A 12,618-nucleotide genomic window follows, 5' to 3' on the forward strand; every position below is an offset into this window, starting at 1 on the left:
ACACATTGGCGCGCAAGAGCTTCCATCGTTCGCGCTACCAGCGGTACACCGGTGGGCCCGACCCGCTCGCCCCGCCTGTCGACCTGCGTGAGGCGCTGGAGACGATCGGCGACGACGTCATGGCCGGTGCGTCGCCGCAGCGTGCCCTGCGGGAGTTGCTGCGCCGGGGCACCCCGAACATGCGCGGCCTCGACAAGCTCCGGGAACAGGTCAACCGGCGTCGGCAGGAGCTGCTGAAGAAGCGCAACCTCGACGGCACGTTCGCCGAGATCCGCGAGCTCCTCGACCGCGCCGTCCTCGAGGAGCGCAAGCAACTCGCCCGCGATCTCGACGACGACGCGCGCTTCGCGGAGATGCAGATCGGCAGCCTCCCGCCGTCGACCGCGCAGGCCGTCGAAGAGCTGTCGGAGTACAACTGGCGCAGCCCCCAGGCCCGGGAGGACTACGAGAAGATCAAGGACCTCCTCGGCCGCGAGCTGCTCGATCAGCGGTTCGCCGGAATGAAGGAGGCGCTCGAAGGCGCCACCGAGGCCGACCGGCAGCGGGTCTCGGACATGCTCAAAGATCTCAACGAGCTGCTCGAGGCGCACAACCGCGGTGAGGACACGTCGGAGATGTTCGACGAGTTCATGGACGCCCATGGCGACTTCTTCCCGGAGAATCCGCGCAACACCGAAGAACTCATCGACTCGCTGGCCCAGCGTGCCGCCGCGGCGCAGCAGTTCTACAACTCGCTCACCCCGGAGCAGCAGGCCGAGCTGGACCAGCTGGCGCAGCAGGCATTCGGTTCGCCGGACCTGATGAGTCAACTCGCGCAGATGGATTCACAACTCCGCGCGGCGCGGCCCGGGCTGGACTGGGACAACGCGCAGTCGTTCTCGGGGGACCAGCCGATGGGACTGGGGGAGGGTGCCGCGGCGCTCCGCGACATCTCCGAACTGGAAGCGTTGTCCGAGCAGTTGTCCCAGCAGTACGCCGGAGCGCAGATGGACGACATCGACCTCGACGCTCTCGCACGGCAACTCGGCGACGAGGCGGCGGTCGACGCGCGGATGCTCGCCGAACTCGAGAAAGCGCTGTCGGAGGAGGGGTTCTTCGACCGTGCCGCGGACGGGCAACTCCGGTTGAGTCCCAAGGCGATGCGGCAACTCGGGCAGTCGATCTTCCGTGACATCGCCGAGCAGTTGTCGGGACGTCGAGGCGATCGTCAGACCCGGCGCACCGGTCTGCTCGGTGAGCCGACCGGCGCCAGCCGCGAATGGGAGTTCGGCGACACCGACCCCTGGGATGTCACCCGAACGGTGTCAAATGCGGTGTTGCGCACTGTCTCCGAGACCACCGAGCCGTCGCTGGCGACGTCGGAGATGGCGCGGTCCGGAGTGCGGATCGACGTCCGCGACGTCGAGGTCGCGGAGACCGAGAGCCGCACCCAGGCGGCGGTCGTGCTGCTCGTCGACACCTCGTTCTCCATGGAGATGGAGGGTCGCTGGACACCGATGAAGCGCACCGCGATCGCGTTGAACCACCTGATCTCGACCCGCTTCCGCAGCGACGAACTACATCTCATCGCCTTCGGCCGCTACGCGAGGTCCATCGACATCGCGGAACTGACCGGACTGCAACCACGGATGGAGCAGGGCACCAACCTGCACCACGCGCTGTTGCTGGCGCAGCGGCACCTGCGTCGCTTCCCGAACGCACAACCGGTGGTCCTGGTGGTCACCGACGGCGAACCCACCGCGCATCTCGACCCCAGTGGTGAACCGTTCTTCTTCTACCCGCCGCACCCGCAGACGATCGCGTTGACCGTGCGCGAGCTCGACCACGTGGCCCGGCTCGGCGCGCAGGTCACGTTCTTCCGTCTCGGTGAGGACCCAGGCCTGGCCCACTTCATGGACCAGATCGCGCGCCGGATCGGCGGTCGCGTCGTGGCACCGGACGTCGACGGCCTCGGCGCCGCCGTGGTCGGGGACTACCTGAAGTCCCGGAAGGGTCGTCGTCGACGCGGCTGACCGGCGGGCGCCGGCTCAGGCCGTGCGCGGCCTACGTCCGGCGATGGCCCACAGCACGATCCCGATCAGCAGGAGGACGGCGCCGAATCCGCCACCGAAGACGGCCAGGAGAACCCCGCCGACACCACTGAAGATGCCGCCGAGGTCGATCGTGGCGACCACGACGCGGTCGCTGCAGAGGAACGAATAGGTTCCCGCCTCGACCACCTCGTAGGAGTCGAAGGACCGCACCTGGGTGCCGTCGTAGGGGAATTCGGCCGTCACGTCGGTACCGCGTTCGAGTGCCGCCGGTCCGGTGATCTCACAGGAGGGCGTCGCGGCGGTGTTGTCGGGGCGGAAGAGGGCGAAGGTGTCCCCGGCGTCGTATCGGTGCTCGGCCCGTGGGTCGACGACGAAGGCCTGGTCCGCCTGATCGACCACCTGGCTGATCCCGCTGACGGCCAGCACCACGCCGACCGCGACCGATGCGACGAGGATCACGACACCGACGGCGGTGAGGATCTTGCCCCAGAGTCGCATCCCGGTCCGGTCCTTGGGGGGCGCGGGCGGCGGGTAACCGCCGTACCCGTACGGGCCGGGCTGGTTCGGGCCGGGCTGATATGGATTCGGCGCGCCGGACGAACCGGGATCGTAGGGTTGGCCCATGGGTCGCCTCCGGTGTAGGTCGGGCGGGTGTCCGTCCGGGGTGAGTGAATTATGCCCCACATGCGTCGGGCGGTGGGCGGATCGTCGTCGGGGTCGGCTCAGGGTCGAAATCAGGGTGGTCTGACTGCGGTGCGGCCACTAGGGTTTCCAGACGTGACCTCTTCCGGCGATCTCCCCGCACCCGACGATCGGCGGGCGCGTCTGCGTGCCGCCGACGCCGACCGGGAACTGGTGCACGAAATCCTGTCCGCAGCCATGGCTCACGGCAGCCTCTCGCCCGTCGAGTACGAGGAGCGTGCGGGAAAAGCCATGATGGCCAAGACCTTCGGCGATCTCGACGAGTTGACCGATGACCTCCCGATCGCGCAGCTCGGCGTGGCGATGCCGGCGCCGTCGATGTCGCCGGGCCCCCGGGTGACCGGTGGGAGTTCCGATGCGGCGGTGCGCCATCGCCTGGCCATCATGTCCGGTAGCGAATTGTCGGGGACCGCGGTGGTGGCCGACGCCCTCACCGCGACGGCGATCATGGGGGCCGTCGAGATCGACCTGCGCGAGGTCGAGTTCACCGCACCGGTTCTCACCATCCAGTGCATCGCGATCATGGGCGGCGTCGAGATCAGGGCCCCCGAGGGCGTGACCGTCGAGATCGGCGGCCTCGGGATCATGGGCGGCTTCGGCGGGAAGTCGCAGAAGTCGCCACGGCCGGGTGCGCCGGTCGTGCGCGTGACCGGGCTCGCGCTGATGGGCGGCGTCGAGGTGAAGGTCGTGCCGCGCGAAGATCCCGACGCGTGACCGAGCCCGCGCGGTCAGCGGTCATCAGGCGAGAAGCAGGGCGATGACGGCGATGGCCGGGATCGACGCGAGTGTGGTGATCAGCGCGGTGTCCCGCGCCAGGATCTGCCCGCGCCGGTAGCGGGTGGCGTAGACGAGGACGTTCTGCGCGGTCGGCAGTGCGGCGATCACGACCTGGGCGAACAGTGCCTCACCGGTCTGGCCGAATCCCCACCGCGCGATCGCGTACACCGTCAGCGGCATCACGACCATCTTCAGTGCCGCGGCGAGCGCGATGTCGCGGCGCGGGCTCTCACCCTTCTTGAACACCTGGACGCCGGTCAGCGACAGACCGAAGGCCAGCAGCGCCGCCGGCACCGATGCGTCACCGAGCATCTTCAGCGGTGACATCACTGCCGCGGGTGGCATCACACCGAGCACCGACACGAACAGCCCGGCGATGCCGCCGACGACGATCGGGTTGGTGATCGGGGCGATGAGCGAATCACGGACGATCGAGGTCTCGGTGTTCCGTTCGAGGGCGGTGAGGTCGAGGGCCAACAGTGCCATCGGGGAGTAGATGACGATCTGGAACAGAAGCAGTGGCGCGATGAACGACGCGTCGTCGAGGACGAAGATCGCAATCGGGAGGCCGAGATTGACGCTGTTGACATACGACGACGAGAGCGCGCCGATCACGAGTTCCGGGACTGGGCGTCGTAACCACAGCTTGGCGATCACGAGGTAGATGACGCCCATGAGCATCGCGCTACCACCGGCGATCACCAGCGTCGAGGAGAAGACGACCGACAGGTCCGTGGTGACCAGCGAATGGAACAGCAGCGCCGGGGTGAAGACGAAGAACACCAAGCGGGACAGGACTTCATGTGCGTGATCGCCGATCACATGCGTCCGCCCGAGGAGATAGCCGACCCCGACTACTATGAAGATCACCGTGAAGCCGGAGATGACGCCAGACACCGCTCGAGTCTATTCATTAGGGTGATGAACGGATTTATCGGATCGAACGAGGGGGTTACGGGTGTCATATCCACCGGGACAGGGCTCGGGCCAGGGCCAGGACGACTGGGGGACGGTGCCGAGCCCCGGGGCGGCGGACGGATCGGGAGGGTCGCGCCCGAACCTGAACAAGGGTGACCAGGGTCAGGGTTCCCCGGACTACGCGCCGACCGAGTTCGGTCAGACATACCAACCGGGACCTTCCTCCGATCCGCAGGGTCAGAATTCGCAGGGTCAGAATCCGTACGGACAGAACCCGTATGGGCAGAACCCCTATGGCCAGAACTCATACGGACAGAACCCGTACGGCCAGGACCAGAATCCGTACGGTCAGCCGCCGGGGACGGGCTACGGCCAGTACAGCGATCCCTACCAGGCCGGGCAGGCGCCCGCTTACGGATCGGCCGCCTACGGTGCCCAGAATCCTTACGGCGCTGCGCCTTACGGAGGTTACGGTTACGGCGCTCCGCAGAAGAGCACCAACGGCAAGGCGATCGGCGCACTCATCTGCGGCATCGTCGCCCTGGTCATGCTTGCCGCGTGCTTCCCGCTCGCGCTGCCCCTCGGAATCGCGGGTGTCGTCCTCGGCTTCATGTCGCGGCGTGAGGTGGAGCAGTCGGCCGGAAACCAGACCGGTGCCGGCATGGGCCTCGCCGGCATCATCACCGGCGCATTGGGAATCCTCGGCGCGATCGTGTGGATCGTGCTGTTCATCATCCTGATCGCGGCCGGCAACTCGACGGACTCGGTCTACTACTACTGAACGAATTTCGGCCGATCTGAGCTTGCGATCGTCGACTTCTGCCCAGTTCGAGGCGTTTTCTCACTACTCTGTGACCTGCGCAGCCATGTGCATGAACGATCCTCGCGCCGCGACGACGCACGGCTTGGAAGGGCACCTGATGTCGAACCCGACCGGAGGCGGGGATCCGCGCGATCCGTCCTCCACACCCCAGTCCCCGTCGGATCAGGTACCGCCGGATTCGGCACCCGACCCGAATCCTTCTCCGGGGGAGCCGACGCAGAAGGTGTCGGCCGCAGAGCTCCTCGGCGAATCCGGCGATCGCCCAGCAGGTTCGGAGGAGACGACCGAGCCGGTGCCCTCGACGCCGGACACCCGCTCGCCCGACACCTCGACACCCCTGACCTCGACGCCGGGCGCCGGTCCGGAAGGCACGTCGGTGCCGCAGTCGCACAGCCCGGCCGACGGTGTCACCCGCGTCATCAGCACTGGTGGCGCACGTGCCGGGGGTGCACCTCAGGGTCATACCGCGCCGCCCGCACCGCCCGGTCCGCCACCGTCGGGGTACGACTCGACACGCGTGATCTCGACCCGCCCTCCGGGTGGTCCCGGTGGGCCGGGTGGACCTCCGCAACCGGGTTACGGCCCGCCGCCGGGTTACGGCCGGCAGGGTCCGGGGCAGCAGGGGCCGGGGCAGCAGAATCACCGGCAGCCGGCGCCGCCCGGGTACGGACCGCAGGGGACCCCGCCCGGCTACGGCGGGGCCTACGGACAGCCCGGTCAGCCGGCGCCAGGAGGTCGGCCCGGGTACGGTCCGTCACCTCAGCAGCAGGCGCCCGCGGGGCCGCCGCCCGGACAGCATGCGTTCGGCGATGATCCTCGGCCCGGCCTGACCCCCAAGACGAATACGCTTGCGGTGGCTGCGCTGGTCGCCTCGCTGCTCGGTCTCGTGTGTGTCGGCATCGGCGGCCTGGTCGGACTCGTACTCGGCGTGGTGGCGCGCAGACAGATCGCGGCGTCAGGCGGTGGGCAGACCGGCGACGGCCTCGCGCTGACGGCCATCGTCATCGGCTTGTTCATCGTCGTCATGTGGGTGGCGTACTGGCTCGTCGTCGCGTTCACGGGAGTGGAAAGTCCCTGGTCGTACATCTGACGCGGATCTGCGGAGCGTCGTACGGATGACCATTTTGGAGCTGGGCGGTCCCGCCAGGTAGTCTGGTCGGGTTGTGTGCCGCGCCCGCGGGGGCCGATAGGCGCACTGACTCGGGTCGATCGGTGACGCGCAGCGTTGCCGGCGGCCACGCAGACCACAGTAGGAGAAGGGCTCAACCATGGCTGTACCGAAGCGCCGGATGTCGCGGGCGAACACCCGTAGCCGTCGTTCGCAGTGGAAGGCGGAAAACCCCGCACTGCAGGAAGAAAAGGTCAACGGCGTCCCCGTGCGGATTCCGCGTCGACTCGTGAAGGCCGCTCGCGCGGGCATCATCGATCTGGATCGTCGCTAGCCTTTTCCCGGTTGCCGCCTCGGCACCGCGATTTCTACACGGACGGCCGTCCCCGGTTTACCGGGGGCGGCCATTCGTATGCCGTCGGCGGACCGGCGTCCTGGTCGTGAGGAGGGTCTGAGGTGCTTCTCGACGTGCTGAACTTCGCGGGTGTCGCGGTGTTCGCGGCCTCCGGTGCGATGGTCGGTGTCCGCAAGGACTTCGACATGTGGGGCATCGTGACCGTCGGAGTGCTCACCGGCGCCGGTGGCGGGGTCCTGCGGGACGTCCTGCTCGGCATCACCCCACCCTCGTCGGTCCAGGGCTTCGGCAACGCGCTGACCGGCACGATCGCCAGTCTGCTCGTCTTCGCCTTCCATCCGGCCTTCACGAAACTGCGCCGGTCGATCCTCGTCCTCGACGCCTTCGGGATGGGCCTGTTCGCGACGACCGGGGCGTCGATCGCCGTCGACGTCGGAGCGAGCGCGTTCGCCGCCACCGCCGTCGGACTCATGACCGCAATCGGCGGCGGCGTCCTGCGGGATGTGATCTCCAACGAGATCCCGCTGCTCCTCCAGCCCGCGGACCTCTATGCGATCCCCGCGCTGCTCGGCGCCACGATCGTCGCGGTCGGTTCCTACCACACCCCCGTCCCGCACTGGGTCTGGCTGACGGTCGGGTCGATCCTCGCCACCGGTCTGCGTCTGCTCGGACTGAAGTTCGGGTGGCGACTCCCGACGGCCCGGCACTGACCGCCGCCTCGCAGACCCACCCACCCCGCAAACCCACCACTTTTCCAGATATCCACCCCATTGTCGGGTGGTGGAAATCTGGAAAAAGGGTGGGTTTCCGGTCACTCGACGCCGGCGGATCGAAGCGCTTTCTTGATCTGCGCGTAGAAAGCGGCCTTGTCGGCGAGGTCCTGCCATGTCCACCGCACGACGGTGTACCCCTGCGCACGCAGCTTGTCCTCACGGACCTTCTCGTCGACGACGGTCTTCCAAGCCGGATCATCACCGACTGTGCCGTTGTACTTGATCATTCCGTCGAACTCGCCGACCACCCTGTTCGCCAGCAAGAAGTCGACGCGAGCAATGAACTTGCCGTGGTCGTCGACGATCTCCACCTGCTGCTGGGGCACGGGTAGGTCAGGAGACTCGAGCATGATTGCGCGACTGAGGGACTCGCCGACGCTTTCCGATGACGCGTTCGCGTGCGGCAGCGTGCGGCGGAGCATCTCGACCCCCTTGAATCCTCGGCACGAGTCGAGGATCTGCCGCAATCGTTCCGGTCTGGCGTCGCGTCGGAGCGCGGCGTCGAGCACCGCGAGGGCCTGTCGATCGGTACCCAGGCGGGCGACATCGCACGCCGTGCGCTCGATGGATGTCACCGTCACCCCGTCGACGACCTCGATGTCCTGCGGCTCGACGACGGCCTGATGCCGGACGATCTTCGCCGCCCGCTTCCCGACCTTCGGCGACGTGACGTGAACGTGTGACAGTTGGGGCCAGAGCACCGGCAACCGGTGGATGGCAGCCGCGGAGACGTGGCTGAACAGTCGGCCCGGGCGTCCTGCGCTCGCGGCGGCGATGACGGTCAACCGGTGCTTCTCGATGGCGTCGAGTTCGTTGACCGTGGTGAAGTCGGTCATCGCGCCCGGCCAGAGACGGTACAGCGCTTTGCCTGTGACCATCCGCTGCAATGTGTCGTCGGTGGTGTGAGTGCCGACGGTGTCACTTCTGAGGATCAGTCCGTGCCGGTCGTTGGGTAGCTCCATGTGAATGAGACGCACGGGCGCCCGGTTTGGACCCACCTCCTGACAAATTCACCCTTTTTCCAGATTTCCACCCCCTTCTCGGGTGGTGGAAATCTGGAAAAAGGGTGGGTTTGCGGGGCGGCTACTGCGCGATGAACTTGTTGACGGTCCGGTTCAGGAAGTTCGGGATGACCTTGGCGGCATTGCCGAGGACGAGGGTCTGAGCACCGACGGAGTAGCTGGTGCGGTGCAGCAGCTTGTCCTGGCGCGTGGGATGCACGGATTCCCAGACCTTGTCGGCGATCTGGTCGGGCGTGATGCGGATGCCCAGGGTCTTCGTGGACTTCGCGTCGTCGGCGGCCAGCGCGGTCTTCGCCCACAGCGGCCAGATGCTGACGACCCGGATGTCGTCGTGCTCCCACTCGAGTTCGAGGGCCTCGGTCAGTCCGCCGACGAAGAACTTGGTGGCGGAGTAGACCGCGATTCCGGGCTGGCCGTAGATCGCCGACGCCGACCCGATGTTCACCAGGTGCGCGCCCGGAGTCTTCTTCAGGTACGGGTGGGCGGCCTGTGCGCCCAGGGCGACACCGAGTGCGTCGATGTCGATCTGCCGCTTGATCTGCTCGGGCGTGATGGAGTCGATCCTGCCCGCGTGCAGGATGCCGGCGTTGTTGTCCAGGACGTCGAGGGTGCCACCGGTGTGCGAGGTGAACTCGGCCAGCGCGTCGGCCCACTGCTCCGGTTCACGGACGTCGAGCGTGCCCGTGATCCAGTCGGGATGGTCGGCCTCGACCTTCGCGAGGGCGTCGGTATCGACGTCGTAGACGCCGACAGTCCATCCCTCGCGATCGAACCGTTCGGCAGTGGCGAGTCCGATCCCGGCCGCTCGCCGGTGATGAAGATGGATGACATGCGTACTCCTACGGGGTGGTCGGTAGCGGCTTTGGTGGCGCTGACCTGCAAGAAGGCTGTCCAGCACCGAACTTACCGGCCAGTATATTCGTTGATTCGTTTACTGGGTCACAGTGCGGTGCTATCTTGACAACACACATTGTCATTACATCGATCATTGTCATGATCGACGTCGACCGGGAGGGGAGTTCGCATGACGGCCGCGATGGAACGAACCGAGAACGTCATCAGCATGCGAGACCAGGGCACCGAGGAGGTGTCAGCGCGTCTGCTGGCGTCGGCCGCCCGCCTCTCGCGCAATGCGATGACCGAGATCGACTGGTCCAAGCCGATGGACCCGACCAAGTACGGCTGCAGTCCGGAGTGGTCGTCGCTGTACGGCACCGACTACTGGGACGAACTCACCGAGGAGCAGCGGATCTCGGTGACGCGCCACGAGTTCGCGTCGATCATGAACATCGGGATCTGGTTCGAGATGATCCTGCAGGAGATGGTGATCCGCGATCAGTACCTCGGCGACTACCACGGCTCCGAATTCCAGTTCGCGCTGACCGAGATCGCCGACGAGTGCCGACATTCGCTCATGTTCGCCAAGGCGTCGGAGAAGATGGTCGGCGCCTCTTACCGGCCGTCGAAGAAGGTCGCGCGCCTCGGCAAGATCTTCATGCAGACCGCGAAGAACGAGGTCGCCTACGCCGGAATCCTGGTCGCCGAGGAGGTCCTGGACGTTTTCCAGCGTGGCTGCATGCGTGACGACCGCGTCCTCGACTTCATCCGCACGGTCAACGAGATCCACGTCCTCGAGGAATCGCGCCACATGAAGTTCGCGCGCGAAGAGGTGCGCGAATCTCTCGACGGAGTCAGTTGGGCGCGCCGCCAGTTCAGTGCGCTGACCGTAGCGATCGGTGCGTACTACATCGTCACGAGTCTGGTGCAGCGCAAGGCCTTTGCCGACGCCGGCCTCGACGCCGACCGCGCGGTCCGCGAGATGCGCCACAATTCGCACTTCCACTCGATGATCCGTTCGAGCTGCGCCCACCTCATGGAGTTCCTCGACGAGGTCGGCTTGCTCACCAAGCCCGCCATGCGGTACTACCGGAAAGCGCACATGCTCTGATGTTCGTCATCACCCAATCATGTTGCAGTGACGCGGCATGCGTGTCCGTGTGCCCGGTGAACTGCATCCACCCGACACCCGAGGAACGCGGCTTCGGCAGCTCCGACATCCTGCACATCGACCCGCAGGCCTGCATCGACTGCGGTGCCTGTGCCGACGCGTGCCCGGTCGACGCGATCTATCCCGCGGACAAACTCGGCACGCGCGACAAGGTGTTCATCGACATCAACGCCGACTACTACAAGAACAACCCCGACGTCCGGTCGGGGTGGGTGCCGCCGACCGACGACGAGGCGTCCACCGTCACCTACCCGGACATCCCGAAACTGCCTGCCGGCCTGCGGGTTGCCCTGGTCGGCACCGGACCGTCGGGTGGTTATGCGTTGCGTACCCTGCTCGACCGGACCGAGGCGACGGTCACCGTCATCGACAAGCTGCCGACGCCGGGTGGACTCGTCCGTGCCGGCGTGGCACCGGATCATCCGGGCACCAAGGGTGTGCTGCGCGGATTCGACCTGCTCTACCGCGACCCCCGCGTCACCATGCTGACCAACGTGTCCGTCGGCGATGGACCGGACGAGGTCACCCCGGCTGAACTCGCCGAGCATTTCGACGCGGTGTTCTACGCCGTGGGCGCCAGTGAGTCCCGGCGCCTGGGCATTCCGGGTGAGCACCTGCCGGGTTCGACGTCGGCGACCGACCTCGTGGCCTGGTACAACGGCGTGCCCGGCGTCGACGCGGGACCGCCGCTGCGTCGGGGAACCGCCGACGATCCGGCGACGGGCCGCGCGGTCGTCGTCGGCACGGGCAACGTCGCGCTCGACGTCGCCCGCATCCTCGTATCCCCGCCGGAGTTGTTGGCCACCACCGACATCGCCGACCGGGCGCTCGAGATCCTGCGCGAACAGAATGTCCACGAGGTGGTCCTGCTCGGTCGTCGTGATCAGGCCGCGGCCGCCTACACGGCAGCGGAATACCGTGCGCTGTCGGAGATCCCGGGCGTCGAGGTGGAGGTGTTCGACGGAGCGAACGGGCAGGTTCCGTCCTTGCACGAACCCGCTGACCCGTCGCGGCGTCGGATCGTGTTCCTGTTCCACAGCACTCCGGAGGAGATCGTCGGCAATCCGCAGGTGCAGTCGGTGACGGTCCGTACCGGCGAGGGACGGCATCACGTCGCCGCCGACCTCGTCGTGCGCTCGATCGGGTACCGCTCGACCCCGATTCCAGGTCTCGCCTTCGACGACGAGCGCGGCGTCTTCCGCAATGTCGACGGTCGACTGGTCGACGAGTCGGGCGGGATCGTCCCCGGCGGCTACGTGCTGGGCTGGGCCAAGCGCGGCCCCAGCGGCGGGATCGGCGCCAACAAGAAGTGCGCCACCCAAACGGTCGAGGACTTCATCGCCGACGCCGCGTCGGGGAGTCTTCAGCGCACCCGGCGTGCGGCGGGGGAGTTCCCGGCACTGGTGCGCAAGCGGGTGCCGACCGTGATCGGGTACCGCGGAATGCGCGCCATCGACAGGCGAGAACGCCGCCGGGGCATCGAACAGGGTCGCCCTCGTGTGAAGTTCACCCAGGTCGCCGAGATGGTCGGCGCGGCGGGATGGCGGCGTAGCTGACCCTTCGAGACGGCCCTCCGCAAGCTCCGGGCCTCCTCAGGGGGCGATGGGGCACGGCCTCCGCAAGCTCCGGGCCTCCTCAGGGGGCGGAATGCATCCGCAGCCGCGTCGACCGTGCCACCATCGGGGCACACACCCATCCCAGGAGGCGCGATGATGCACGACGGCTTGAACCAGAAGTGGCGCGAGCGTTCGCTGTTCGCCGTGTTCGTGACTGCGTTGGTCACCCAGAACGCGATTGCGATCCCGTATGTGCAGCGCAACGGCCCGGAGTCGGTGAAGGATTTCTTCGTCGGCGACATCATGAAGACCACGCCGGGTCGTTTCGCGATGGTCGATCTGCTCTTCGTGGTGATCGCCTTCCATCTGTGGGCGTTCGGCGAGGCCAGGCGGCTGCGGATCATGCCGTGGTGGATCGCGTCGGTGGTCCTCACCTTCGGGGTGGGCATCGCGACGGCGATCCCGTTCTTCTTCCTGGCCCGCGAACGCGCGTTACGGCGCTGAGCACACGCCTCCGGGCTGCTCTCCGGCCTTCGGAACGGC

The 12,618-nt window shown here is 67.1% G+C and carries 12 protein-coding genes and 1 pseudogene; 9 read left to right on the forward strand and 4 right to left on the reverse strand.

The genetic code is table 11. The features are described 5' to 3' along the window. Positions 1-5 precede the first annotated feature (5 nt). The gene (locus GAA2_RS06495) at positions 6-2,012 is read left to right on the forward strand and encodes a vWA domain-containing protein (protein WP_024499994.1); all 2,007 of its coding nucleotides are present in this window, start codon (positions 6-8) and stop codon (positions 2,010-2,012) included. A gap of 15 nt (positions 2,013-2,027) precedes the next feature. Here the strand turns inward: GAA2_RS06495 and GAA2_RS06500 are convergent, their stop codons facing one another. Further along, positions 2,028-2,657 (reverse strand): hypothetical protein, encoded by a 630-nt coding sequence (locus GAA2_RS06500; RefSeq protein ID WP_006436174.1) that lies wholly within the window; start codon positions 2,655-2,657, stop codon positions 2,028-2,030. A 153-nt stretch (positions 2,658-2,810) separates the two neighbouring features. On the opposite strand from GAA2_RS06500, the gene GAA2_RS06505 reads away from it, so the two are divergent. After that, positions 2,811-3,449: a DUF1707 domain-containing protein gene (locus GAA2_RS06505; RefSeq protein ID WP_024499995.1), complete on the forward strand. Its 639-nt coding sequence runs from the start codon at positions 2,811-2,813 to the stop codon at positions 3,447-3,449. Positions 3,450-3,473: 24 nt separating this feature from the next. On the opposite strand, the gene GAA2_RS06510 is transcribed toward GAA2_RS06505, so the two are convergent. Beyond that, on the reverse strand, positions 3,474-4,409 hold the full coding sequence (locus tag GAA2_RS06510; protein ID WP_006436176.1) for an AEC family transporter: 936 nt from the start codon (positions 4,407-4,409) through the stop codon (positions 3,474-3,476). Positions 4,410-4,470: 61 nt separating this feature from the next. On the opposite strand from GAA2_RS06510, the gene GAA2_RS06515 reads away from it, so the two are divergent. The 4 genes from GAA2_RS06515 (at position 4,471) to GAA2_RS06530 (ending at position 7,426) form a co-directional block, all read left to right on the forward strand. Then, entirely contained in the window at positions 4,471-5,211 is a 741-nt protein-coding gene (locus GAA2_RS06515) for a DUF4190 domain-containing protein (RefSeq protein ID WP_024499996.1), read from the forward strand. A gap of 91 nt (positions 5,212-5,302) precedes the next feature. Then, a complete protein-coding gene (locus tag GAA2_RS06520; RefSeq protein WP_232513081.1) occupies positions 5,303-6,343 on the forward strand; it encodes a DUF4190 domain-containing protein in 1,041 nt (346 codons plus the stop codon). Positions 6,344-6,521: 178 nt separating this feature from the next. Then, the gene (gene rpmF, locus GAA2_RS06525; protein ID WP_005193867.1) at positions 6,522-6,695 is read left to right on the forward strand and encodes a 50S ribosomal protein L32; all 174 of its coding nucleotides are present in this window, start codon (positions 6,522-6,524) and stop codon (positions 6,693-6,695) included. A 122-nt stretch (positions 6,696-6,817) separates the two neighbouring features. Continuing rightward, positions 6,818-7,426: a trimeric intracellular cation channel family protein gene (locus GAA2_RS06530; RefSeq protein WP_024499999.1), complete on the forward strand. Its 609-nt coding sequence runs from the start codon at positions 6,818-6,820 to the stop codon at positions 7,424-7,426. 101 nt (positions 7,427-7,527) lie between these two features. Here GAA2_RS06530 and GAA2_RS06535 read toward each other — a convergent pair whose 3' ends face one another. Further along, the gene (locus tag GAA2_RS06535; RefSeq protein ID WP_024500000.1) at positions 7,528-8,451 is read right to left on the reverse strand and encodes a hypothetical protein; all 924 of its coding nucleotides are present in this window, start codon (positions 8,449-8,451) and stop codon (positions 7,528-7,530) included. A gap of 121 nt (positions 8,452-8,572) precedes the next feature. After that, a pseudogene (locus GAA2_RS06540) lies at positions 8,573-9,342 on the reverse strand (SDR family oxidoreductase). Positions 9,343-9,535: 193 nt separating this feature from the next. On the opposite strand from GAA2_RS06540, the gene GAA2_RS06545 reads away from it, so the two are divergent. The 3 genes from GAA2_RS06545 to GAA2_RS06555 all read left to right on the forward strand — a co-directional run bounded on the left by GAA2_RS06545 (position 9,536) and on the right by GAA2_RS06555 (position 12,579). Next, complete coding sequence (locus GAA2_RS06545; RefSeq protein WP_006436185.1) at positions 9,536-10,459, forward strand: AurF N-oxygenase family protein; 924 nt, start codon at positions 9,536-9,538, stop codon at positions 10,457-10,459. Further along, complete coding sequence (locus GAA2_RS06550; RefSeq protein ID WP_006436186.1) at positions 10,459-12,075, forward strand: FAD-dependent oxidoreductase; 1,617 nt, start codon at positions 10,459-10,461, stop codon at positions 12,073-12,075. Before GAA2_RS06545 ends, GAA2_RS06550 begins: the two co-directional genes overlap by 1 nt. 153 nt (positions 12,076-12,228) lie before the next feature. Next, positions 12,229-12,579, forward strand: coding sequence for a DUF2834 domain-containing protein (locus GAA2_RS06555; RefSeq protein WP_006436187.1), 351 nt, complete (start codon positions 12,229-12,231; stop codon positions 12,577-12,579). The last annotated feature ends 39 nt before the right edge of the window (positions 12,580-12,618 follow it).

This window comes from Gordonia ajococcus (assembly GCF_012974285.1).
Classification (GTDB): domain Bacteria; phylum Actinomycetota; class Actinomycetes; order Mycobacteriales; family Mycobacteriaceae; genus Gordonia; species Gordonia amicalis.